The organism is Pedobacter frigiditerrae, assembly GCF_004331645.1.
In the GTDB taxonomy this organism is placed as follows: Bacteria; Bacteroidota; Bacteroidia; order Sphingobacteriales; family Sphingobacteriaceae; genus Pedobacter; species Pedobacter frigiditerrae.
Genome location: NZ_SJSK01000008.1, coordinates 22,886 through 48,017, shown reverse-complemented (window position 1 = coordinate 48,017; position 25,132 = coordinate 22,886). Strand labels below are relative to the sequence as shown.

Below are 25,132 nucleotides of genomic sequence, written 5' to 3'. Positions count from 1 at the left end.
TAAATAAGGCTAGAGCTTTATTACTCCCTTTCACAGATAACCGGTTTAATTATAACGCTTCAATTTTAAAATATGAAAATCAAATCTTTACTTTCGCTTCTAGCCTTAGGTCTAGGTACAACTGCTTATGCACAAGACGCTACTCCATTACAAATCTCTGGTTCAGTAGACACTTATTATAAATACGATTTTAGCAAAACAGGTAACATTAAAACCTATTTTGCTAACGAGCAAAATTCAGTTTCTTTAGGTATGATTGATTTAGCCCTTAAGAAAACTACTGGTAAAGCATCTTTTGTAGGTGAGTTGTCTTTTGGCCCTCGCGGTCAAGCTCAGTCTATTCCGAATGCTGCTGGTGCTTATGATGAGACTGAAAACAGTTTCCATATCCAAAACTTATATGTTAACTATGCTTTTTCTGATAAATTCAGTATGGCTGCAGGTTATATGGGTACTTTTGTAGGATATGAGGTAATTTCTCCGGTTGGAAACTTCAACTACTCTACTTCTTACTTGTTTGGTTCTGGCCCTTTCCAAAATGCAGGTATTAAAGGAACTTATGCTTTTTCAGATAAAGTAAGTTTAATGTTAGGATTGTTTAATGAATGGAATCAGTACAGTGCTTCACGTGGTGTATCTAGTGTTGGTGGTCAATTAATGATTTCTCCTGTTAAAGGATGGACTGCTTATATCAATGGTTTACATGGATTGGATGCTTACGGAAACTATAGTACAATTATAGATTTAACAACCGCTTATCAAATTACTGATAAATTCAAATTAGGCTTAAACGCTGCAGATTTAAGTGCTGGCGATGATAAATTTGGTTATACAGGTGTTGCTTTATATCCTCAATATGCATTTACACCTGCTGTATCATTAGGTTTAAGAGGTGAATATTTTAATTATAAAGGAGTTTCTGGCGCAGCAGATGCAAGTGTAGCTGCAATTACCTTTTCAGGAAATATTAAAGCTGGTGGTTTAACTTTCATTCCTGAGGTTCGCTTTGATAGCGATAAAGATTTAAGTCAAGGATTTGTTAAATCAAGTTTAGCGCCTTCAAAAACAGCTTCGCAATTCTCATTGGCTGCAGTTTACGCATTTTAATAATAACAACGTAATCTTATTAAACGTCCCGATTTTTTCGGGACGTTTTTTTTATATTTATCCTATGAAGTTTGTATCAAGTTTTATTTGTTTGCTTTGTTTAGTTGGTTTGGCAAAAGCGCAGAAGCCAGCAGAAAGTATTTTACCTGTAGACGAGCATGGAAAATTTATTTACTACGAGGTAGTTAACACAAAAATACCTAAAGACTCTCTTAAAATTAGAGCTGTAGGCTACCTGAAAAAACAAAATAAGGAACTGAAATATAAATCGGCTCAGGGTGATACGGCATTTGTAGCAAGTGGTAAAATTATCATTAATAAAACCTTATTGGTAGTAGGGCATCCTTCTGGAGAAGTATTATTTGATTTTCAAGTTGAAATTAGGGATGGAAAATATCGGTTTTGGTTAACAGATTTCAATTTCATTCCTTATCAACGTGATCGTTATGGCAATTTTGTGGCAAGTACAAGTATTGGTACTCCATTAGAAAACGAACCCGGAAAATTAAACAATTCCCAATGGAAAGAATATCAAGTTCAAACTACCCAATATGCGAAGGAGTTAGCTGCCAAGTTTAAAGTTTACATGGCTAGCAAAGCGCCTGTAATTGCCCCTTCCAAAGAAAAAACAGTGGTTAAGAAAGAATGGTAATTGATTGTTAAGTTTTAAGTTAATATACTTATTACTTAATAACTTATCACATAAAACTCTAGTGTACCATCTTGTCTGCACAAGTACTGCTTGCAAATGCTTCTGGTTTTGCCTTAAAAATAAAGCCCATGCTTAAAATATAACCCATTGCTTCATTTAAAGCCTTATTAGATTTAAACATTGGGTTGGTATTAATGTCAGCGTGAACTTCTAAGTCAACATCGTAAATGTCTAATAAATCGCAAATAGAGTAGGCTGTTTCTATAGATTTTTGAACCTCAACCAACATCCTCTCTTTAATGCCCATCTTTTGAGTGGTTTTGTCTTGAGCAATGTACATAAACCCACCATGGTGTTCTCTCAATAAAACAATTACAGTTGCAAAGTCTGTTAGTGCGCCTTTAACTTGAGAATCGGTGCCAATGCAAACCTTTAATTTGTAACCATTTTCGGTTTCGCGGATAATCGCTTGTTCTACTTCTTCTAAGATTGACGAATGAATAACTTCGCCACTAAATTTCTTCCAGGTCATACGTTATTGGTGTTAAGGTTAACTCCGTAGGCGCCCCTATGGGGGGCAACCCGTAATCAGGTTTCCTAAAATTAAGAGGTTAGCATTATATAATGGTTAATTTAGTATTGTTTATTTGTCAACATTTCTTTGGTTATCAACAAGATACGATAATAAGATGGAAGAGGGAAAACGGAAGATGTCTGCCTGCCGAACAGGCAGAGAAAATGGCTCGTCAATCCTTATTCCTTGCTCTTTGTTCCTTAATCGTTTTATATAATTACCTTTGCAAAATGATACTTCAACCAATACTCGATAACCTGAAAATTACTGCCCTTAACCAAATGCAAGAGGCATCTATTTCGGCAACAAAAAAAGGAAACGATATTTTGGTTTTGGCCCCAACAGGTTCTGGGAAAACCTTGGCCTTTTTGCTTCCGGTTTTAAATAACTTAAACAAAGAGAGTAAAGGAGTTCAGTGTTTAATTTTGGTTCCATCACGTGAGTTGGCTTTGCAAATTGAGCAGGTGTTTAAACAAATGGGAACTGGCTACAAAGTGAATTGCTGTTATGGTGGTCACCCGATAAAAACTGAACGGAATAACCTAGAACAGCCACCTGCAGTTTTAATTGGAACGCCAGGTAGAATAGCCTATCACTTACGCCATAAAAATTTCGATGAATCTTTCATCACTACTTTAGTATTGGATGAATTTGATAAAGCTTTAGAGTTCGGTTTTACAGAAGATATGTCGCATATCATCGGTACTTTATACTCTTTAAAACAAAGAATACTAACCTCTGCCACTGCGATGGAAGAAATTCCAGCTTTTACAGGTTTAAAAAACCATAAGGAAATTAATTTTTTGCAGGATGTGCAAATCGCACCAGACTTAAAACTAAAAAAAGTGCAGACAACAGCAGAAGATAAGTTAGATACCTTATTCGAGCTCATTTGTAAAATTGGTAGTAAGACAACTTTGATCTTCTGTAATCACAGGGAAACTGTAGATAGGATTAGCGATTTATTAATTGATAAAGATTTAGCGCATGATATTTTTCATGGTGGAATGGAGCAAGATGAGCGGGAGAGGGCTTTGCTGAAGTTTAGAAATGGCAGTATCAAAATTTTAATCACTACCGATTTAGCTTCTAGAGGTTTAGATATCCCTGAGGTCGAGTACATTATACATTATCAATTGCCTTACACTGAAGATGCATTTTTACATAGAAATGGACGCACGGCTAGGATGAATGCCAAAGGAACAGCCTACTTAATTTTGGCTGATGATGAAAAATACCCATTCTTAAAAGAAGACATTGAAACCGAAAAGTTAAAAGGACCCTATAAATTGCCACAAGATAGTATTTGGCAAACTTTATATATTAGTGCTGGTAAAAAAGATAAGGTTAATAAAATTGATATTGTTGGCCTGCTACTTAAAAAAGGAGGACTACAGAAAGATGATGTTGGGCTGATTGAAGTTAAAGATCAAGCATCTTACGTAGCAATTAAAAGGAAATTGGTTCCTCAAGTTTTAAGAACTTTGGCTAACGAAAGAGTAAAGAATAAAAAGGTAAAGATAGAAACAGCAATGTAGAGAGAAGTCCGAAAGTCGGAAAAGACCGAAAGAATAGAGCAAATTTCTAGTCAACATAGGTCTTGATACTTGATACTAACTACTATATACTAAGAATGAGCAACAACGATATAATGAAAAAATTAAGGGTAGCATTATCCTTAAATAGCGACCAGATTATAGAAATCTGTAAATTGGTAGGTTTTACAGTTACTAAAAGTGAGTTAGGTGATATTTTTAGGAACGACGAGCACCCAAACTTTAAAAAATGTGGCGACCAGATTTTAAGGAATTTCTTAAATGGCTTGGTTATCTACAAACGCGGACCAAGAGAAGAGAAGAAAGCTTAATCAATTTTGTCTTCATTTCGAGTGAGCGCAGCGACGAGAAATCTATCGCACAGATTTCTCCTATCGTCGAAATGACGTTATTTTATTAATTAACGTCGTATCTAGGCGTAACTTTTCTATTTACCAATTTTTCAATCTTTTCTAAAAGCACATCCATTTTAAATGGCTTAGACATAAAATCGTCTGGCGCACATTCCATTTCTTGTACTTCTTTTAAATCGTACAAGCCAGACATCATCAAGATCGGGATTTTCTTTGTGTCATCATCAGATTTGATTTGGCTACAAACTATTCTGCCATCAATTTTACCCAAAACAACATCAAGTAAGATTAAGTCCGGTTTGAAGTCTTCAATGCGTTCAAAAATCAATTCTGCATCGTTTAATGGTTCAACATCATAACCTCCGATTTCTAAGATCAGTTGAATGGTTTCTAAAACATCATCATCATCATCAACAACAAGTATTTTCTTCATAATGGCAAATATATAATATTGTAATAATAAATATATAACAACACAAATCCAATACAGTTTAATTTTAGTTAATAAAATAAAGTTTCAATTATTTTTGAAAGTTTAAAAACAATTATTACTTTTGACTGTGGATTTCAAAGAAGCTAAAAATAAATTTGTTCAAACTTGGGGTGCCTTAGGCTCACAATGGGGTATAAACAAAACCATGGCTCAAATCCATGCTTTTTTAATGGTGTCTTCCACACCAATTTCTATGGAAGAAATCATGGAAGAATTGCAAATATCTCGTGGTAATGCAAGTATGAACCTAAGGGCATTGATGGATTGGGGAATTGTTTATAAAGAATTTAAGCAAGGGGAGAGAAGAGAGTTTTTTACCGCCGAAAAAGATTTAGATGAACTCGCAACTAAAATTGCTAGAGAAAGAAGTAAGAGAGAAATTAAACCAGCGCTTAAAGTTCTAAAAGAAGTTTCTTCGATAAATGATACAAGTTCAGTTGAAGCTAAACACTTCGTTGATCAAACTAAGAAATTGTACGATTTTGTTGCTAAAGCTGATACAATGATTGATAAAGTAACAGAATATAAAGATAATTGGCTAACAAAGTTGATTGTGAAAATGATGGGTTAAAAAAATTTAATATAAAATTTCAATATTTTCTGAAAGTTTAATAATTAAGAGAATGAACTACAATATAACAGCTTATAGCATTTTCATTATCATCATTGTATTTATTATTGTAGTGGTTGGCAAAATATGTTATCGTAACGGAAATATATTTGTCGCAGAACTCATTCCAGATCATTTAGAACTCTGCCAACAGATCAACAAAACACTTTTGGTTGGCTATTATTTAGTAAATATTGGTTATGCAACAATGACATTGGCAGATTGGGAAACCATCAATTCATTAAATCAATTGGTAGAAGTGATTGCAATTAAAATTTCCATTATTATTTCTATTCTCTCTGTGCTACACTATTTAAACATTATCATACTAACAACAAGTATTCAAAAATTAATTAAATCACATTAAAACAACTTTATTATGGAAACTACAAAAATTTTAATCGGCTATGCAGTATATGTTCCTGTCGCTTTATTTTTAACATTTTATGTGTCTAGAACCCTATTTAAAAATAGTAAAGTATATATGTTAGATATTTTTAAAGGAAGGGATGAGATTGCAAGTGCAACTAATAAATTGTTTGAAACTGGCTTTTACTTACTAAACCTAGGGTTTGCTTTGATGATTCTAAAAATCAACTTATATGAAGATAAGTACCAAGACTTAATTGAAGCTTTGAGCTATAAAGTAGGTGGATTTTCTATCTATTTAGGTTTGATGCTTTTCATCAACCTCTATTTCTTTTTTAGAGGAAAAAGAAAAGCCAATCAACAACCAAGATCTGCACAATTTCCTCCAACTATTGTTGGACAATAATTGAAACAATAAAGGCTCCAATATGGAGCCTTTATTTATTAAACTATTTTCTTATACTTGATTCTATGCGGCGTAACATCACCCAAGCGTTTCTTACGGTTTTCTTCGTAATCAGAATAGTTACCTTCAAAATAGTAAACTTCAGAATTACCTTCGAAAGCTAGAATGTGTGTGCAAATTCTATCTAAGAACCACCTATCGTGACTAATCACAACTGCACAACCGCCAAAGTTTTCTAAAGCTTCTTCTAAAGCACGTAAGGTATTTACGTCTATATCATTCGTAGGCTCATCCAGTAACAAAACGTTAGCACCTTTTTTTAAGGTTATGGCTAAGTGCACACGATTTCTTTCTCCACCTGATAAAATACCAACCTTTTTCTGTTGGTCGCCGCCGTTAAAATTAAATTTAGAAACATAAGCACGACCACTTACTGCTTTATTGCCTAATTGAATATTATCTAAACCATCGGTAATGTTTTCGTAAACAGTTTTATCTGCATCTAAATCATTGTGCATTTGGTCAACATAACCCAATGCAACAGTGTCACCAACTCTAAACGTTCCTTTGTCTGGTGTTTCTTGTCCGGTAATTAATCGGAACAAAGTTGTTTTACCCGCACCATTTGGGCCGATAATACCAACAATACCTGCCGGAGGTAAAGAGAAAGTCAGATTTTCGAATAAGATTTTATCACCATAAGCTTTGGTAACCCCATTAGCTTCAATTACCACATTACCCAAACGCGGACCAGCTGGAATAAATAATTCCAATTTGTCTTCACGTTCTTTTCCATCTTCAGATGCCAGTTTATCATAGTTGGCTAAACGAGCTTTAGATTTTGCGTGACGGGCTTTTGGAGCCATACGAACCCATTCGAGCTCACGTTCCAATGCTTTTTGACGTTTGCCCTCTGTTTTGTCTTCTTGCGCTAAACGTTTTGCTTTTTGCTCTAACCAGGTAGAATAATTTCCTTTCCACGGAATGCCTTCACCTCTGTCTAATTCTAAAATCCAGCCAGCAACGTTATCTAAGAAATACCTATCGTGGGTAACAGCGATAACAGTTCCTTTGTAGTTCTGTAAAAATTGCTCTAACCAGTCGATACTTTCAGCATCCAAGTGGTTGGTAGGCTCATCTAACAATAAAACATCTGGTTCCTGTAGCAATAAACGGCACATAGCCACCCTTCTGCGCTCACCTCCAGAAAGCACACCAATTAGCGTTTCAGGCTCTGGACAACGCAAAGCATCCATTGCTCTCTCTAATTTTGTATCTAATTCCCAAGCGTTAACGGCATCAATTTTATCTTGCAACTCACCTTGGCGAGCCATCAATTTATCCATTTTGTCGGCATCAGAATAATTTTCTTCTAAACCGAATGCCTCATTAACTTCTTCGTATTCTTTTAATATTGCAGTAACTTCTGCAACACCTTCTTCAACTACTTCTCTTACTGTTTTGGTTTCATCTAAAATTGGCTCTTGTGCTAAATAACCAACGCTATAACCTGCGTTAAAAACTACCTCGCCCTGAAAAGATTTATCTAGCCCTGCAATAATTTTTAATAATGATGATTTACCAGAACCGTTTAAACCAACAACACCGATTTTTGCTCCGTAAAAGAATGATAAGTAAATATTTTTTAAAACTTGTTTCTGTGGTGGATAGATTTTACTCACTCCAGCCATTGAAAAAATTATTTTTTCGTCTGACATATTAATTAGTATTTGTGCAAAGATAGTTGTTAAAATGGAAGATGGAAGAGGTAAGATGGAAGATGTGAAAGAGCTTCAATTGATAAATGAAAGTTTTGCTTTTTTTGGCGCTCGAGCAGGCTCTCCAATGTCCCGATGAAAAATGGGAGATGCAGCTTTCTGGGTAGCTATCGGGACTCTAGCGTAATATTAGAAGCGTATAAGATGATGTGTTTATGCTTTTAATCTTTTACAGCCTCAAATTCGTACATTTATAGGAGTATAAAATTCTAAAAATCTTAATTCTAGTAATCTAATAATGGCAAACGCAAATCACAATTTTTATGGTAATATGCACATTAACCGTAAATCATTGAGTGGTTTATTGCTTAAAGAAAGTGCTTTTTTAAATGTTCCAGAAGATTGGCACGTTATCATTACAGATATTAAAGGCTCAACTGCGGCCGTACTGGGTGGTTCTAGTGAAACTGTTAATTATATAGCAACTGGAAGCATTGTGACCTTACTAAATTTAGCTTTCAAAGCTAAAATAGCTATTCCTTTTTTCTTTGGTGGCGATGGGGCAACGTTTATCGTGCCCTCTATTTTGGTCGAGTTGGCCATGAAAAAACTAATGACTTATCAAGATAATGTTTTGCAAAATTTTGGGCTAGACTTACGTGTAGGGAGTGTGCCTGTTCAAACCATATATGGACAAGGGCACGAAATTAAACTAAGTAAATTTGGCTTGACAGAGTTTTTTTCAATTCCAGTTGTGTTGGGCGATGGACTTAGTTATGCTGAACAAATTATTAAGGGCGAAACTTACAAGCTTGAACAAGAAATTGATTTATCGGAAGAATTGGATTTAGAAGGTATGCAATGTAGGTGGGATAAAATCGGCTCTCCAGGAGAACTCAGCGAGATTTTAACTTTATTAGTTATTTCACCAAATGTTGAAACTCAAGCTACAGTATTCAGTAAAGTGCTAAAATCAATCGATGAAATTTATGGCATTGTTGAAAAAAGACAACCTATAACTATAGAAAAACTAAAGTTAAATTCCACTTTCAATCGTGTTAAAACAGAAATGCAAAATAGGATTGGAAAAATCAAAATATTTGAATTATTGCAAACTTGGTTAGCTACATCTATTGGCAAACTTTATTTTTTAACTTCCTATGGAAAAAGATATCTAAAGCGATTGGTAGAAATGTCTGATACCTTGGTTATGGATGGTAAAATAAACACTGTAATTAGTGGCGATGATGCGCAACGTGTAAAATTGTTTAAGGTTTTAGATGAACTAGAAAATTTAGGAGAAGTTGTATATGGTTTTCATATCAGCAATGCATCAATTATGTCTTGTTATGTAAGAGATATGAAAAACGATCATATTCATTTTGTAGATGGGGCAGAAGGTGGCTATACTAAAGCTGCTGCGATATTGAAAGGGAAGATAAAAGATGTAAAATGGAAAAGGTAAGATGTACATTCCTTCCTGTCGTCATTCCGTGTAAATGGGAATGCTAAAGAATTATATTATATTCTATTATGATTAAATTGTAGTTGTTATTGCTTCTTTTTTATAGCCTTAATTATCTTAGGTATTATTTTATTGTTTGCAATTGCCAACTTTCTAAATAAGCTCCTCGCAATTTGTAATCACGAAGAGCTTATTAATTGCTTGTTATTATTTAGATACGATTGAAAAGGACAGGTTATAATTTTCGCTAATGTTTTTTGATGGATTTAAGCAGTTAACCTTACCTAATAGCTCTTTATTAGAAACACTAATTGAAGATCCCTTAGCAAGGTAATAACTTAAGCTTTTTATTTTATACTTAATATCATGGCTCCCAAGGTTAACAAAACTGTTTGCTCTTACTTTAAGTGTTAAAGAATCAGTTATAATGTTGGTCAATGTTATTCCTGACTTTTCAGCAATAACAGCAAAAGGTTTACTATTTTGTGAGATTTCAGCATAACAGTTTAAATTTTTTGTGCTTAAAGATTGTAAATTATTAGTTTGCAGTATCATTATACTATAGTTTAACCGTCTAAAATTTTTCTCATTAATATTGTTCTTTTCAAAAGAAATATACAAAGTATCATTACTAACGTGTTGTTTTAATAGCGATTTAAGATTGGCTGCTATGCCTAATATGTTAGGCAGGTTACCATAGCTATTAATCTGTAAATTTGGATTAAATATTACCTCCCTTCTATTTTTAGTGATAAGTGAACCATTTATCACCAAATGTTTAAAGTTTTTTAGAGGTACTTTTTCTAAGTTATTCATTTCGAAAATATCATCTGTAGAGGCTTTTAATATATCGAAATCTCCATTTTTGTATTTTGCCTTTAAGGATATGTTAGAAACTATTAAGCTTGTAAGAATAATGCTAACAAAAGCTATTAAAATTTTATAACTAGTTTTCATGGTCAGGTTTGTTTTTGTTTTTAAATTTTTCGAATTCAGTCACTAGCTCATCTATTTCAAATCCAATAATGTTCATTTTATGGAAAAGACTAGGCAGCTCTTCTTTTAAGAATTGTTCTTTTTTACTAGAATTAAGTAGGCTAAGGGCATTTTGTTCTACAAAATAGCCCATGCCTCTTTTTGTGTAGATAATATTTTTGTTTTGTAGGTGCTCAAAAGTCCGTAACACTGTATTATGTGTTACCTCAAGTTCTATGGCTAATTCCCTTATTGATGGTATTTTCTCATCTGGTAACCAAAGCTGTAGCATAATTTTGTCGCACACATAATCTGCTATTTGCAAATAAATGGGTAAATTAATGTTAAAGTCCATGATTTATAATTCGATTTCTTTAAGCCTATAAAAGCAGGCAAGCAGCATGGTTGGCATAAAAAGAAGCACTAATATAAAAGACAGTAATCCTATGTTTTTATCCTGGCTAATTCGAAAAGCATTAGGAGTACCATTACTAAATTCTAAAGTAGAGAATGGGCCTGAACTTGTTAATTCTAATTTTGTTTTTTCAATAGTTATCTCACTCGATCCCATGCTCTTTTTAAATTCCTTTGAATACTGGCTTGGCTGGCTATTGCCAAATGTTAAATTTGTTATTACGCTATTTAAGGCTATCAATAAAAAAATTAGACATACAAAAGTTAACGATGCTTTTATAAAGATAAATTTTCTGTAAAAAAGAGAACAAAGTAATACAAAGGATAGTATAGAAGTGGTTCCAAATATAAATTCCAAAAAATTCTTGTATGTATAAGTCGCTGTTAAATATAAATTCCCAAAAATTTCAAAATCTATATAGTTCACTAGTAAAATTACGGGAGATACTATAACTAGATAAACTATTGGGAAAATTATTAATCCATAAACAATCGCAACCAATAGTTTTTCAAGGTTTGTAGTTGGTAATATAAGAGAACGAATGGCTCTAGGTTTAGGTGCGTAATCACCTAACAAGGTGCTGCAAAAAATTCCACCTATAATAAGTAGTCCAAAAACCAAGACAGTATTTTGATTGTTTTCTGAAAAATCAGTAGAATATGCCATGATTAATGAGATAACGCCAATTAATATAGGGAGTGCAATTAGCCCCAATAAATAAGCTTTCTTGTTTTCTTTCCATTGTTTGATAAACAAATGATTAAAACGTGTGAATGAGAATTGCATAATTTTAAAGTTTATTAAATAATGAAAGAATTAGATTTTTTTGAACAGTTATGGCATTAAAGAAAAGTTCCATATCGAGTTTGGTGTTTTCTTGATTTAAGTTTTCCGCAACAACAACATGGCCTTTTAAACCACCTTCACTATAAATAACGTTGGCTGCTTGCGATAAATCTAACACCTGTTTAAATAGAAGTTTTTCAGTGATGTCATCAACATTTTCTTGAAGGATGATTTTTTTATCATCTAGGATTAAAATACAATCGATTAATTGATCTAAGTCTCTAACTTGGTGTGTGCTGATGATGATGATTTTGTCGTCTTGAAATGCACTTGCTATTATTTTCCTGAATTGCTTCTTAGAAGGAATGTCAAGTCCATTTGTTGGCTCATCCAAAAATAAGTACTTGGTCTGTGTTGCAATACCAAAGGCAATCATTACTTTTTTCTTTTGCCCATAACTAATCTCGTGAAGATTACTTTTTTTAGGTATTTCAAAATCTGTTAATAATTGATCGAACAATGAAAAATCAAAATTCTCATAAAAAGGGGAATAGATTTCTGCATAGGCTGTGATTGAAATGTTCGGAGTGTCAACCTCTTCAGGCAAGATGTAAATGGATTTTAAAAAATCAAGTTCACGCTGGGCAGGTTCATGGTTGTCGACTTGAATTTTACCTGATTGAGGGAAGATAATGCCACAGATCTGATGCAATAAACTGCTCTTTCCAGTGCCATTTGCGCCTAATAGACCATAAATTTTTCCCTGTTCTAATTTTAGATTTAGATTATCTAATACCAGTTTGTTTTTTTGATAACCAAAAGTGAGGTTCTGAATATTAATCATTGTTAAGTGTATTGGTTAAGTAGTACACTGCAATTATAAAACAATATTTGATCAATTACAAAATATTTTTTACTAAATATTTATATATCTGATAATCAGTGTTTTGATTTGGTGGTTTTTATGATTTATTTTATTCTCTTAGTAATTTGATATCATTAAGCCGTATCTAAGGATTTTTAGTCCTTAATAGAAACGGTATTACAGATTACAAATCCTATGATATGAATCCAGATTGCAAGTCTGGAATTGAATCGATAACAATCTATTTTTAGTAATTATATGTCGCAACAATCAAATGTCTAACTATTTGTTTGGCTAATAAATACGCTATTTGCTTATGTAACTTCTTCGTACCAGCATCGTAAGAACACAATAAAAGGTTAACTGTTAGGACGGACTTTAGTCGGGGTTAGTTCGGACCTTGTTCGGACTTGTGACAATTGGATCCGAGCAAACTGCGTCTTAAGTGTGAATGAAGTATGAGTTGATAGTTAACGTGGTATAATCCTGTTATTATTCTTTCCTTATTCTACTATAATTAAATTATAGTTGTTGTAACTGCTTTTTTTAATCTTGAAGATACTTAGTTTGTTCCTTGCAATTCGCAACCAGTCTAAACCCGATCGCAGCGAAAATCCTTTTTGTTCTCCTGAGCGAAGTCGAAGGGCAAACAAAAAGATTAAGTGTAGAGCGGGACTGACTTTCATAGTAGCAATCACTTGCTTTTCAAATAATGAAGATGTAAAATGTAAGAGGGAAGCTGTGCACTTCCTTTCCATCGCATTACGATTCCCAGTCGAGCTGGGAATGACGTTACTCGGCCTGTCAAAACTGCTACTTCTTGCCTAAAGTGCTAACAATTTGTCAGTAATAAAACCTTACAAAAAACCGACAAAATATAGTGTAGGATGCGTAAATTAGATTTATTGAAAGCTAAAAACCTATTTTCTATTCGATTACGTAAATTAAGAATAGGCTAAGCGCTTTTTTGGTAATGTTAATTTTTGTTAATTAGTATAAGAAACAACAACCTTATCCACCGAAATGGCGTAATTGTTGATAAATTATAAAAATCTGGGTGCCTTATTTATAAAACAAATTTATAGTTTAGAGGCATCCGGTTTATACACATATTATGGAAGCTAAATTTTCTCCACAAGTAAAAGACGTGATTTCTTTTAGCAGGGAAGAAGCCCTGAGATTAGGACACGATTATATAGGCGCAGAGCATTTGCTGTTGGGTCTTATTCGCGAAGGTGATGGTATGGCCATTAAGATTTTAAAATCACTAGGGGTTGATACGTCAAAACTTCGCCGTTCTATTGAAGAGGCCGTTCGCGGTACTTCGAGTGTAACCGTTAATTTGGGTAATATTCCTTTGACCAAACAGGCCGAAAAGGTATTAAAGATCACTTATTTAGAAGCAAAAATATTTAAAAGCGATTTAATTGGAACTGAGCATTTATTGTTATCTATTTTAAGAGATGATGATAACATTGCGTCGCAAATTTTATTGCAATACAGCGTTACTTACGAAATCTTTAAACAAGAGGTTGAAGTAAATAAAAATGGTTTTAGAGATGAAGCGCAAGGTGGCGGTGGTACTGCTGGTGGCGATGATGATTACCAAGAAGAGGAAAGTTTTACAACACCTAAAAAGGTGTCAGACATTAAATCTAAAACGCCTGTATTAGATAATTTCGGTCGTGATTTGACTCGTGCTGCCGAAGAAGGCAAATTAGATCCAATTGTTGGTCGAGAGAAAGAGATTGAACGTGTTTCGCAAATCTTATCACGTAGAAAGAAAAACAACCCGATTTTAATTGGTGAACCTGGTGTTGGTAAATCTGCCATTGCCGAAGGTTTGGCTTTAAGGATTGTACAACGTAAAGTTTCGAGGGTGTTATTTAACAAACGTGTTGTTACGTTAGATTTAGCTTCTTTAGTTGCTGGCACAAAATATCGTGGTCAGTTTGAAGAGCGTATGAAAGCGGTAATGAACGAGTTAGAAAAATCTACAGATGTAATTCTGTTTATCGATGAAATTCATACCATTGTTGGTGCGGGTGGTGCTTCTGGTTCATTAGATGCATCTAATATGTTTAAACCTGCATTAGCTAGGGGCGAAATACAATGTATTGGCGCTACAACTTTAGATGAATATCGTCAGTACATTGAGAAAGATGGCGCTTTAGACCGTCGTTTCCAAAAGGTAATGATAGAGCCTGCTACACCTGATGAAACTATCGAGATTTTAAATCGTATTAAAGAAAAATACGAAGAACATCATGGTGTTACTTATACAGATGAAGCGATTAAAGCTTGCGTTGCCTTAACTGCTAGATATATTACAGACCGTTTTTTGCCAGATAAAGCGATTGATGCTTTAGATGAAGCTGGTTCTAGGGTACACTTAACAAATATTCACGTTCCTGATACCATTATCGCTATTGAAAGTAAAATAGAAGACATCAAGATCGAAAAAAATAAGGTTGTTAAAAGTCAGAAATATGAAGAGGCTGCTAAATTGCGTGACACAGAGAAAAATCTTTTAGAAGAATTGGAACGTGCTAAAGCAGAATGGGAAGCTGAAACAAAAACTAAACGTTACGAGGTTTCTGAAGATAATGTAGCCGAGGTTGTTTCTATGATGACTGGTATTCCTTTGCAACGTGTTGGACAAGCAGATAGCACTAAGCTATTGAATATGTACGATAAAGTTGCTGAGAAAATTATTGGTCAAGATGATGCGATTAAAAAATTAACAAAAGCAATTCAACGTACCAGAGCTGGATTAAAAGACCCTAAAAAACCAATAGGTTCGTTTATTTTCTTAGGCCCAACAGGCGTTGGTAAAACTGAATTGGCGAAAGAATTAGCTCGTTTTATGTTTGATAGTGATGATTCGCTAATTCAAATTGATATGAGTGAGTACATGGAGAAATTTGCTGTTTCACGTTTAGTTGGAGCGCCTCCAGGATATGTTGGTTATGAAGAAGGTGGACAGTTAACTGAAAAAGTTAGAAGAAAGCCTTATGCTGTAATCTTATTAGATGAGATTGAAAAAGCTCACCCTGATGTATTTAATATCTTATTGCAAGTATTAGATGAAGGTCAATTGACTGATAGTTTGGGTAGAAAAGTAGATTTTAGAAATACAATTATCATCATGACATCTAATATTGGTGCACGCCAATTGAAAGATTTTGGTCAAGGTGTTGGTTTCTCCACTACTGCAAAAACTAGTCAGACTGATGCAAATAGTCGTGGGGTAATTGAAAACGCTTTAAAACGTGCCTTTGCTCCAGAGTTTTTAAACAGGGTTGATGATGTGGTTGTATTTAACAGCTTAGGTAAAGATGAGATCTTTAAAATCATTGACATTGAGTTAAAATCATTATTTGGTCGTGTTCATAACCTAGGTTATGAAGTTAAACTAACTGATGGTGCTAAAGAATTCATCGCTGATAAAGGTTTTGATAGTGCTTTTGGTGCTCGTCCATTAAAACGTGCCATACAAAAATACCTTGAAGATCCAATTGCTGAGGAAATCTTAAAAGGAGAAATCCACGATGGAGATACTTTAGAGATTGACTACGATAAAGAAAAGGAAGAAATTACCGTTGTGAACAAAAGCAGTAAGAAAAAGAAAAAAGAAGAGGGAGCTTAATCCCTAATCCCCTAAAGGGGACTTGTAAAATAATCCAAAAGCCTGAAGTAGTTTACTTCGGGCTTTTTTTTGATGTTTCGTAGCTCAAGTCGAATATATTTTCGTTATTTCGACCTTGGGAGAAATCTGCTGAAGAAGGATATTGAACCAAATTTATTGCTATAAAACAGATTTTTCGTCGCTGCGCTCACTCGTAATGACTGGACGACTAGAAACGGCAAGAAAACTTTATGCTCTTTGTGCCTTTGTGGTTAATTTTATAACAAAGTTAACAATGCTTCATGATAATTCTCCAACGCCTTTTCTTCAGTATCTAAAAATAGAAACGGCTCTATTAGTTCCAATTCCATTAATATGAACTCACTATTTACAATTGCGCCATCAACCCTAGCATACAGGCAATCCTTAGCAAATTGATTGACATATTCTTGTGCCGTGTTTAATAATGTTTGATCGGGTTGTTGAGGATGAACGGATCCACCAAAGGTAGCCTGTACCCTAAAATCTCCTGCTTTTGCCTTTTTTATTAATGCGTGACTGAATTTTCCTCCAAAGAAGATGAATGACCATTCTCCATTTTCTTCGATCTCGGTTAAAAAAGGCTGAACTATAAAGTCTTCAATTTCGATAAGTGAATTAAGTTTTTCATTTATCTCATCTACATTCGCTGCCGTAACTTTAAACGTATTTTTTGAACCACCACTGACTGCAGGTTTTACAATAAATTTTTCTGTTTTAAGCTGAGTGAAATAATCTTGAAGTTTAACATCATCACCTATGGTTAAGAAGATACTTGGTGTTACTTTTAAACCTGCTTTTTCTATATCATGTAAATAATGCTTGTCTGCATTCCATTTTACAATATCAATTGGGTTTAAAAGCTTTACTTTTTTACGGTCTATTTTCGCTAACCAAGTATAAAAGTCTTCAATTAGGTTAAAATAATCCCAAGGAGATTTGATAATGGCTAAATCATAACTTTCCCAGTTTACCTGTTCATCATTCCAAATTTCTTTTGTAATGTTTAAGCCGTTTGATTTTAAGAAATTAATCAGGATATCATCTTCGTTTTGTACGTTAATAGCGTGATAAGCGCCTTTATCTTGGTAGGTTACTAATGCAATGTTCATTATAGAAGTTTGAGATTTCGAAGTTAAGAAATTTATAAATGCCGTCATATCGAACGAATTTTTCCCGCGGAGAAATCTCTTTGTTTCTTCAGGAAGATGACGTTTAGGCAGTGCTTTTTTGGGTGAGATTTCTCGTCGCTACGCTCTGTCGAAATGACGACTTATAGTAGGAAACTTAAAACAAACTCGTTTGTGCTGTTGGGACTTTAAAAAGTGTTTGGTCTAGTTCAGTACGTTCTATATTTAATCCGTTTAACCTGCAATGGAGTTTAAAAGTATTCCTAATCATTAGCGCGAAATTTCCTTCTCCGTGCATACGGGTTCCAAATCGGCTATCGTTTACATTTCCATTATGGCAGTTTTGTATCTGGTGCCATACTTTATCAAATCTATCTGGAAAGTTTTTCCTTAACCAATCTTCAAATATTTGGTTGATGACCCCATTTAAGCGAACAACAGTATAACCTGCACTTTTGCAACCATTATCTGCACAAGCTTTTAAAATGGCAGGCATTTCGTGATCATTTAACCCTGGAATCATCGGCGCTGCCATAACACCAGTTGGCAAACCAACCTTGCTTAGTTCCTCAATAATTTTTAGGCGTTGTTTTGCAGTTGTAGTTCTTGGCTCTAATTTTAACCGAAGCTTTTCATCTAAACTAGTTATAGATACATAAACTGCCGATAATTTCAGCTTTGCTAAATCTTGTAGAATATCTAAATCTCTCAAAATCAAAGCATTTTTAGTAATCATGGTAATGGGTTGTTTGTATTGCAAGGCAATCTCCAAAAGCTGCCTAGTTAATCTGAACTTCCGCTCTGCAGGCTGGTAACAATCAGTATTGCCCGATAAAGAAATAGGAGTGGCATCCCATCCTTTTTTCTCTAGAAATTTTTTAAATAATTCTGGCGCATCTTTTTTTACAATGATTTTCCTTTCAAAATCCAGTCCTGCACTAAAACCCCAATATTCATGAGAATTACGAGCATAACAATAAATGCAACCATGTTCACATCCTTGGTAGGGGTTTAAGGAATAAGCCATACCTACATCAGGACTATCAACTTTGTTTACTACTGTTTTAGATTTACCAATGATGAATGTGGTTTTTGAATTTGGTTCTTCCCAATCATCAATACCTTCTGGATGTTCTTTTGCCAAAGAGTTTTTTAGGAATTTATTGGAGGTATTGAACTGCGCCCCACGTCCATTCAAGTAATTATCGTCATTTTCCTCCGCCAAATTCATAGATTGAAATTACTAATATTTTTAGTAATTTCAATCTATGAATTTTCAACAAAAGGTTGATAAATAGGGGAAATAGAAAATGGGGAATAGGGAATAGACTTGTCTCAATTCGCAAATCTCAGTACTCAATACTATTTCTTAGTAACTGGGACATAATCCATCGGTACCATATCTGCTACTTTTTCGTAAGCCCAAAAACCTTCATACAATAATGAACGACCATCCAGGATGCCCCCATTTTCATAAAAACGAACTGGCCCATCGGTAAGTTTTACCACAGAAAGTTGATAATCTGGAATATATAGTGGTCTAAAAACCCAAAACCCAGAATTGGAATACTCGGTTGATTCTCTTTCCTTGGTGTACATTACACACAGTGCATTAGTATAATTTAGGTACCTCAAATCTTTATTATAAAACTTCACCAGGGTATCCGGAATAACTTCGGCATTATTAAACTTGTCGATGGTTTTAGGCAGTTCTTGCTGCTTAATCCAGTAAGCCATTAATGAAGTATCTATTTTTCCTGCATTTTTTTTAATTCCAGATTTGCCAGGTGGGTTTTTTAGTACTAATAAATTTTTATTAATGATACTGTCTGGTGCACGATTTGGATTTGGTATTTGAATAATTTTATTGATTACAAAACCTTCTTCTTTACTTTTTCCTTTAAACAGAGACTTAAGGAAATGTTGAGACGAACCATAATAAGCGGTTTCTCTAAGTTCTATATATTTCTTCTTTTTAGCATTTGATGCTTTTAATTCCTCAAAAAATGGCTTACCAGAATAATAAATAATGTGTGTGCGATTATTGTATTCGAAATAATCTAACATATACTTTATTCTATAACCAAGCGCTTTGTTTTCCACTATTAAAAATTCGTCGGTTTTAACCGTTAAGGTACTTTTAGTAATGTCATAATCTACCCTCAAAACTTGTGGATTTATTATTTTACACAATTTCGCATTTGGGGTCTTTCCAATAAAATATTCCTTAAACTGATTAATATATTTTTGTCTATTTGGATCTACCCTGATGACTACCTCTTTTAAGGTTACTGTGTTATCTTTAAGTATAAAATTTACATCTACAGATTTATCTGATATGATGATGTTTTTTGAGAATGGCAAATAACCAATCATCTGTACCAAAATATCATAACTGCCTGGTTTTAGATTAGGCAGTCTAAATTTCCCATCAGAGTCAGTAGCTGTGGCAATTTTATACCCACTAATGTAAACTCCAGCACCAGGCAATGGGCCTACATTATCTCTAACAATACCAGTTATCGAATAAGTTTGAGCGTTAGCTTGAGCACCAAAAAAGAATAGAAAACAAAAAAGCAAGAGCGCTCTAAACATGGCTACTAATGTAGTAAATAGCTAATCTATTATTAAATAATGCACAAGAATTTAACTTTTTTAACATTTGCTATTGCTTAGGACTTAAGATATAATCCATTGGTACTATATCAGCTATTTTTTCATAAGCCCAGTAGCCTTTATATATCAGGCTTCGGGTCTCTAAAACGCCACCATTAGCATAAAACCTAACTGGAGGCTCTACCAGATTAACAACAGATATTTGATAATTATTTAATTCTGGTGGTCTGTTTTGCCTGTGCGCAGAAAAATTGAAGGAAGGAATTTCTTTTTCATCCTTATAAATAACATATAGCCCATCTTTAAAATTCATCATCTTTAAATCGCTATTAAAGGGTTTTACTAGGGTATCAATATCTACATCTTTTCTATTTAATGCGCTTAATGTTTTAGGTTGACTCCTTTGTTTTAACCAGTATGACAAAGAATCGGTACCATTAAAAGTGATTAGGTTACTTAAACCAGCCTGTCCTGTGGTTAATCTTTTAATGTTTGCATTAATTACACTATCGGGCTTTCTACTGGTATTTGGGATATCTGCAATTTTATTGATTACAAATCCTTCAGCCGCCAATGTGTTATTATAAAGAGATTTAAAGAAGTGCTGAATTGACCCATTGTATGCAATGGCTCGTTTCTTTAACCAGTTTTTTTGTTTTGATTTACTACCTTTTAAGTCTTCAAAAGATGGGAGGCCTGCAAAATAGATAATTTTAGTTTTATAATTATACTCAAAATCCTGAAGTAAATACTTGATTCTATAACCAAGGGCCTTGTTTTCAATAATGAGGAAATCATTAGCCTTTGCAGTTAGTATACGTGCATCTTTATCATCATCAAATACCAATACATCGGTATTTAAAATGGTGCATTCTGCTGCGTTGGGGGTTTTACCAATAAAATAATCTTTAAATAGAGCAATATAAAATGCCCTATTTGGGTCGGGTTTAATAATTACCTCTTTTAACATGGTTGTATTTTCTTGCAGAGCGATTGAGACATTTACCGATTTATCTGATATGAGGACGTTTTTAGTGTAAGGCAAAAATCCAATCATTTGAACTAGGATGTCATAATTTCCTGGGGCGAGCCTAGGCAGTACAAATTTACCATCATTGTCTGTAACGGTTGCAATTTTATAACCACTTAAATAAACTGCTGCACCGGGAAGCAGCCCAACTTTATCACTAACAGTTCCTGTGATAGAAAAAGATTGAGCCAAAGCATTTACACAGCAAAAAAATAAAATGAACAAGAATGCAAATCTTTTAGTCATGATGTAAATTTAACTAAATAATTAGGTGTTTAAAATAAAATTGAAAGCAATACCATTTTAAGGGTATTCAAGAAAATTAATTTTTTTATGTATGTTTATATACCTATTTATCTGTACTTTATGAAAGACACGCTCACTTGCATCATTGTTGATGACGACGATTTGGATAGGATGGTTGTTGAAGCTGAATTATCTGCCTATGCGAAAATGAAGATTTTAGGAAGTTATCATAATCCAATTGAAGCTTTAAGTATTATCAATTCTCATCAGCCAGATGTTTTATTTTTAGATATTGATATGCCTGAAATTAATGGGATTGACTTTGTAAAATCTATATCGAATTTAAATGCCATTAATGTTTTTATAACCTCACACCCAGAGTATGCTCTACAAGGGTTTCAATTAAAAGTATTTGATTTTATATTAAAGCCATTAGAAACAGATAGGTTTGAAAGCTGTATCAATAGAATTTTTGACTTTGTTAAACTAAAAGACAAAGCAGAAGCTTATGATGTGCTTTTTGAAAATGAGAAAATTATTTTTAAAGAAGGAAATCATGTGGTTAACTTAAATGCCAATGAGGTAATTTATTTAGAAGCTTATGGAGACTATACCAAAATTGTAACCGAAAAGAAAGCTCATCTTACACTGGCTACACTTTCTAATTTTTTAGAATCATTACCACTCAGTAAATTTATACGTATTCATCGTAGTTATGTTATTGCTATTAATAAGGTAAAAAGTTTAGGGCCAAAAACAATAGATATGGGAATTAATGACATCCCTATTGGAAAAACATATTTAAAAGAAGCTAAACAAATTTTAAAAGTAAACTGACACAAGAGCATGTTAATTTATATAGTATGAAACTATTATACGTTTTCTTGTTGATTACGCTTTTCTCAATTTCTGTAGGTGTTGCTCAAGAATTTCCAGATTTATCAAAATACCAGACCAATAGGGAGAAAATGGGTATGCTGTATAATTATTGTAATTCTTTGCTAACAAAAGGATTAAATGACAGGCAAGATTGTAGTAATATGGTTATTGCTAGTAAGATGGGCATACAGCTATGTAAAAATGGAGATGAATACGTAAGTAATTTGTTTACAATATTTGTAGGTTATGGTTACGAATTTGAGCGTGTACATTTAGATAGTGCTATATATTACTATGAGAAAGGTTTGGATCAGTCTAGAAGATTAAAATTTGATTTTAATATTGATAGAATAACGGAGCGTTTAAACGGACTGTATTTTGATACACGAAGATTAAAACAGAGAGAAGAGCTAATTGCCGTGATGAGGAATATTCTAGATACTACGACCAATATGACAAGAAAGGTAGTGTTAAGTGGTAGCGTTAGTGAATATTATCTAAGTGTAGCAAAATATGAAGAAGCCATAAAATTCAATCTAAAAAATATAGAGTATCAAAAATTAAATTTTGCCAAAAATAAGACTGCCTTATTAGATAATATCGGATCAAAATATGTTCAGATTGGTAGTATTTTTAATACAATGGGACAATATAATAAAGCCATAGAGTATTATGATTTAGCTGGCCCGTATTTTAAAGTTTATAGAATAGGAAAGATTACTTTATTCATGAACTATGTTTTGGTTCATCTTAAACTAGATGAAGTAGAGAAAGCGAAAATTTACTATAAAAAAATGTATAGCTTAATGAAGCCAACTGATAGTGCTTTTCACGAATTAAGTAGTGCTAATCAATATCTTGCAGATTATTATAACAATAAAAACAATACATCTGAAGCGTTCAAATTTGCAAATGAAGCTTTAAGAATGGCTAAGAAATCGGGTAATGAACAAAGTATTGTTAATGCAAACAAGACATATGGGTCTGTCCTATACAAAAGGGGAAGTACTAAAGAATCTGTTAATTATTTACAAAAAGCAGCCTTAAATGCCTATGGTTTTAGCAAAGAAGATTATGCAAGTATCCAAATTCGATTGGCAGTAAGTTATGCAGATTTGGCTAATTGGGAACTTGCATACAAACATGCAAAAAATTATGCGGAACTAAAAGATACTTTATATCAAGAAGCATCAAAGAAGACCTTGGCAGAATTAGAAGCTCGATTTCAAAATAATGCAAAGAAGCAAGAGATAAAATTACTAAACATAGAAAGTAGTAATAAAAGCATTCAGTTAAAAGAAGAGAAGAAAACGAGATGGTTACTTATGTCTGTTGCTTTATTCGCTTTTTTGTCTGCCTGTTTAATATATTGGAACTATAGGAATAAGCAAAAGATAAATATCATATTAGATAAGAAGAACCAAGAGCTTGATCTGGTAAACCTACAGCTTAATAATGCTAATCAAACCAAGACAAAGTTGTTTAGCATAATTTCTCATGACTTAAGAAGTCCTGTTAGCCAATTGTTTACTTTTTTAAGGATACAGCAAATCAATCCAACTCAAATTTCTGAAGAGAATAAACTTTCTCATCAAAAGAAGTTGATGGAATCTGCAACTAAGTTGCTGGAAACAATGGAAGATTTATTGCTTTGGTCTAAGAGTCAGATGGACCATTTTGAATTAGATATTGAAGAGGTGGATATTCATCAACTTTTTGAAGAGGCCATTGCCTTAATGCAAAATCAGGCTGATGCCAAAAATGTTAAGATTGAAATTGGGAATTTAGCTTTAAATAATTTGCAAAGTGATCAAAACCTACTAATTATTGTCTTGCGAAACTTATTGCAAAATGCCATCAACCATTCATATAATGGTACATCAATTTTTTTAAACGCTGGAATTTATGAAGATAAAAAGCAGTTTATTTCTGTAATAAATAAATCCGATGTTATATCAAAAGAGAAAATAGATGAACTTTTAAGCAGTCATAATGTGAAGAGTAAATCATCAGGTTATGGGTTAGTTATTGTAAAAGAAATGCTTCAAAAATTAAACGGAGATTTAAAGATAGAAAGCTCATCAGAAGCTACGGTAATTGGTATTGTTTTCTCCTAGGCCTGTAAGCGCAGGATTTAAAAAACCTTCTTAAGAATTTATAGATTAATTGAAAGACCTATCGTAAGGAAATGACCTAAAATGAAGTTCTTCTTCTGTAATAGTTGGAGTAGTTCCTGAAAACTGTTTAAAATCTCTAATGAGATGCATATGGTCAAAATAACCAGAGTGGAAAGCTATCTTGTTCCAACACATATTTGGATTTTGCTCTTTTAATTTATAGCTATTAGAAAATCTAATGAGTTTTCCAAACATTCTTGGTGATACTCCAATTTTATAATTACAAATTCTTTCAAACTGGCGCAAACTTAAACAGGCAAGGGAAGCTGTTTTTTCTATAGTAAGTTTACCACCTGACTGTATAAATGAAGAGATTGCTCTATCAAAAGGGGATAGTGCGGTCATTTTATTTAACCGTTCTTTTAAAAAGGATTGAATAATCTGGTTTTGTATACCGGCTGTAGGTGATTCTGATAATTGTTCGGTTAATATACTGACCGTATTGCCTAAAAAAAACTTGGCATCATAACAGTTATTAATCAATTCATTTTGAGGTATATTATTCATTAGACTATTCCAACCTATGGGTTTAAATTGCACACATACTGCTCGATGCTTATTTCCTAAATTCATCACAGTTGAAAATAAGTGAAAGCCTGCAAAAATCACATTCTCTCTTTCAATTAAACAGCCTTGTTCAAAGGCACTAATTTTATCTTCTAGTATAAAGCATAAGCAAGGCCTGTAATCAGGGACAATGGTTATTTCTTTTACAAAATCCTCATTCAAGTTAAGATTTACAACAATAATGTTCTCTACGTACTGTTGCAAGCAAGGTTCTGGTAAAAAATAGGTAAAGCCCATATCATAAATATATAAAACCTTAAGGTGTTTATTACCATTAGCTTAAATATTTCTTGATAGTAAGTTTCTTTCTAAAATAGATGTATTGGCGAAAAGGTTGTCGTGTTTATACTATGTGACAGCTTACTTTCTAGGCTAAATTTGAGTTTTAAGAGTTCAAATTCAAATGTTATTGCCCTTTGCCGATTATTCCTATCCGTTCATCGATAATATCACAAGGTGCACTCTAATCAGGATTA

The 25,132-nt window shown here is 33.4% G+C and carries 23 protein-coding genes; 11 read left to right on the top strand and 12 right to left on the bottom strand.

Annotation, left to right across the window (positions count from 1 at the left end; translation table 11 throughout):
* The first annotated feature begins 72 nt into the window (after nt 1–72).
* Both EZ428_RS22220 and EZ428_RS22215 read left to right on the top strand, forming a co-directional pair.
* Nucleotides 73–1,107 carry a porin gene (locus EZ428_RS22220; protein WP_131555551.1) on the top strand — a complete coding sequence of 345 codons (1,035 nt, stop codon included), beginning with the start codon at nt 73–75 and terminating at the stop codon, nt 1,105–1,107.
* 64 nt (nt 1,108–1,171) lie between these two features.
* Nucleotides 1,172–1,759 carry a hypothetical protein gene (locus tag EZ428_RS22215; protein WP_131555550.1) on the top strand — a complete coding sequence of 196 codons (588 nt, stop codon included), beginning with the start codon at nt 1,172–1,174 and terminating at the stop codon, nt 1,757–1,759.
* A 58-nt stretch (nt 1,760–1,817) separates the two neighbouring features.
* Here the strand turns inward: EZ428_RS22215 and EZ428_RS22210 are convergent, their stop codons facing one another.
* Nucleotides 1,818–2,291, bottom strand: coding sequence for a ribonuclease H-like YkuK family protein (locus EZ428_RS22210; protein ID WP_131555549.1), 474 nt, complete (start codon nt 2,289–2,291; stop codon nt 1,818–1,820).
* A 272-nt stretch (nt 2,292–2,563) separates the two neighbouring features.
* On the opposite strand from EZ428_RS22210, the gene EZ428_RS22205 reads away from it, so the two are divergent.
* A complete protein-coding gene (locus EZ428_RS22205; RefSeq protein WP_131555548.1) occupies nt 2,564–3,871 on the top strand; it encodes a DEAD/DEAH box helicase in 1,308 nt (435 codons plus the stop codon).
* Between the two features lie 113 nt (nt 3,872–3,984).
* Nucleotides 3,985–4,200: a DUF1456 family protein gene (locus tag EZ428_RS22200; RefSeq protein WP_262711801.1), complete on the top strand. Its 216-nt coding sequence runs from the start codon at nt 3,985–3,987 to the stop codon at nt 4,198–4,200.
* A gap of 85 nt (nt 4,201–4,285) precedes the next feature.
* Here EZ428_RS22200 and EZ428_RS22195 read toward each other — a convergent pair whose 3' ends face one another.
* Nucleotides 4,286–4,675, bottom strand: a complete 390-nt coding sequence (locus EZ428_RS22195; RefSeq protein WP_131555546.1) for a response regulator — start codon at nt 4,673–4,675, stop codon at nt 4,286–4,288.
* 127 nt (nt 4,676–4,802) lie between these two features.
* On the opposite strand from EZ428_RS22195, the gene EZ428_RS22190 reads away from it, so the two are divergent.
* From EZ428_RS22190 to EZ428_RS22180, 3 genes are read left to right on the top strand one after another with little or no spacing between them, the layout of a single operon-like run.
* Nucleotides 4,803–5,306 carry a GbsR/MarR family transcriptional regulator gene (locus EZ428_RS22190; protein WP_131555545.1) on the top strand — a complete coding sequence of 168 codons (504 nt, stop codon included), beginning with the start codon at nt 4,803–4,805 and terminating at the stop codon, nt 5,304–5,306.
* Nucleotides 5,307–5,358: 52 nt separating this feature from the next.
* A complete protein-coding gene (locus tag EZ428_RS22185) occupies nt 5,359–5,712 on the top strand; it encodes a hypothetical protein (RefSeq protein ID WP_131555544.1) in 354 nt (117 codons plus the stop codon).
* Between the two features lie 12 nt (nt 5,713–5,724).
* Nucleotides 5,725–6,120, top strand: coding sequence for a hypothetical protein (locus EZ428_RS22180; protein ID WP_131555543.1), 396 nt, complete (start codon nt 5,725–5,727; stop codon nt 6,118–6,120).
* Nucleotides 6,121–6,158: 38 nt separating this feature from the next.
* Here the strand turns inward: EZ428_RS22180 and ettA are convergent, their stop codons facing one another.
* Entirely contained in the window at nt 6,159–7,838 is a 1,680-nt protein-coding gene (gene ettA / locus EZ428_RS22175; RefSeq protein WP_131555542.1) for an energy-dependent translational throttle protein EttA, read from the bottom strand.
* A gap of 298 nt (nt 7,839–8,136) precedes the next feature.
* Here ettA and EZ428_RS22170 point away from each other — a divergent pair, with 298 nt between their 5' ends.
* Nucleotides 8,137–9,303 carry a DUF3095 family protein gene (locus EZ428_RS22170; RefSeq protein ID WP_131555541.1) on the top strand — a complete coding sequence of 389 codons (1,167 nt, stop codon included), beginning with the start codon at nt 8,137–8,139 and terminating at the stop codon, nt 9,301–9,303.
* A 207-nt stretch (nt 9,304–9,510) separates the two neighbouring features.
* Here EZ428_RS22170 and EZ428_RS22165 read toward each other — a convergent pair whose 3' ends face one another.
* The 4 genes from EZ428_RS22165 to EZ428_RS22150 are packed head-to-tail and all read right to left on the bottom strand — an operon-like array spanning nt 9,511 to nt 12,323.
* Nucleotides 9,511–10,260, bottom strand: coding sequence for a hypothetical protein (locus EZ428_RS22165; RefSeq protein ID WP_131555540.1), 750 nt, complete (start codon nt 10,258–10,260; stop codon nt 9,511–9,513).
* Entirely contained in the window at nt 10,250–10,633 is a 384-nt protein-coding gene (locus tag EZ428_RS22160; RefSeq protein ID WP_131555539.1) for a GntR family transcriptional regulator, read from the bottom strand. Before EZ428_RS22160 ends, EZ428_RS22165 begins: the two co-directional genes overlap by 11 nt.
* Nucleotides 10,634–10,636: 3 nt before the next feature.
* Nucleotides 10,637–11,479 (bottom strand): hypothetical protein, encoded by an 843-nt coding sequence (locus EZ428_RS22155; protein ID WP_131555538.1) that lies wholly within the window; start codon nt 11,477–11,479, stop codon nt 10,637–10,639.
* Between the two features lie 4 nt (nt 11,480–11,483).
* On the bottom strand, nt 11,484–12,323 hold the full coding sequence (locus tag EZ428_RS22150) for an ABC transporter ATP-binding protein (RefSeq protein ID WP_131555537.1): 840 nt from the start codon (nt 12,321–12,323) through the stop codon (nt 11,484–11,486).
* Nucleotides 12,324–13,458: 1,135 nt separating this feature from the next.
* Between EZ428_RS22150 and EZ428_RS22145 the strand changes: the two genes are divergently transcribed.
* Nucleotides 13,459–15,993, top strand: a complete 2,535-nt coding sequence (locus EZ428_RS22145) for an ATP-dependent Clp protease ATP-binding subunit (protein ID WP_131555536.1) — start codon at nt 13,459–13,461, stop codon at nt 15,991–15,993.
* A 257-nt stretch (nt 15,994–16,250) separates the two neighbouring features.
* On the opposite strand, the gene EZ428_RS22140 is transcribed toward EZ428_RS22145, so the two are convergent.
* The 4 genes from EZ428_RS22140 to EZ428_RS22125 form a co-directional block, all read right to left on the bottom strand.
* Entirely contained in the window at nt 16,251–17,123 is an 873-nt protein-coding gene (locus tag EZ428_RS22140) for an ATP-grasp domain-containing protein (protein WP_131555535.1), read from the bottom strand.
* 175 nt (nt 17,124–17,298) lie between these two features.
* The gene (locus EZ428_RS22135; protein WP_131555534.1) at nt 17,299–18,372 is read right to left on the bottom strand and encodes a PA0069 family radical SAM protein; all 1,074 of its coding nucleotides are present in this window, start codon (nt 18,370–18,372) and stop codon (nt 17,299–17,301) included.
* 131 nt (nt 18,373–18,503) lie between these two features.
* Nucleotides 18,504–19,736 carry a carboxypeptidase-like regulatory domain-containing protein gene (locus EZ428_RS22130; protein WP_131555533.1) on the bottom strand — a complete coding sequence of 411 codons (1,233 nt, stop codon included), beginning with the start codon at nt 19,734–19,736 and terminating at the stop codon, nt 18,504–18,506.
* Between the two features lie 70 nt (nt 19,737–19,806).
* Nucleotides 19,807–21,033 carry a carboxypeptidase-like regulatory domain-containing protein gene (locus tag EZ428_RS22125; RefSeq protein WP_131555532.1) on the bottom strand — a complete coding sequence of 409 codons (1,227 nt, stop codon included), beginning with the start codon at nt 21,031–21,033 and terminating at the stop codon, nt 19,807–19,809.
* A gap of 120 nt (nt 21,034–21,153) precedes the next feature.
* On the opposite strand from EZ428_RS22125, the gene EZ428_RS22120 reads away from it, so the two are divergent.
* Nucleotides 21,154–21,870, top strand: coding sequence for a LytR/AlgR family response regulator transcription factor (locus tag EZ428_RS22120; protein WP_165501852.1), 717 nt, complete (start codon nt 21,154–21,156; stop codon nt 21,868–21,870).
* Nucleotides 21,871–21,896: 26 nt separating this feature from the next.
* Nucleotides 21,897–24,029: a tetratricopeptide repeat-containing sensor histidine kinase gene (locus tag EZ428_RS22115; RefSeq protein WP_131555530.1), complete on the top strand. Its 2,133-nt coding sequence runs from the start codon at nt 21,897–21,899 to the stop codon at nt 24,027–24,029.
* Nucleotides 24,030–24,074: 45 nt separating this feature from the next.
* Here the strand turns inward: EZ428_RS22115 and EZ428_RS22110 are convergent, their stop codons facing one another.
* Nucleotides 24,075–24,893, bottom strand: a complete 819-nt coding sequence (locus EZ428_RS22110; protein ID WP_131555529.1) for a helix-turn-helix domain-containing protein — start codon at nt 24,891–24,893, stop codon at nt 24,075–24,077.
* Nucleotides 24,894–25,132: the final 239 nt, after the last annotated feature.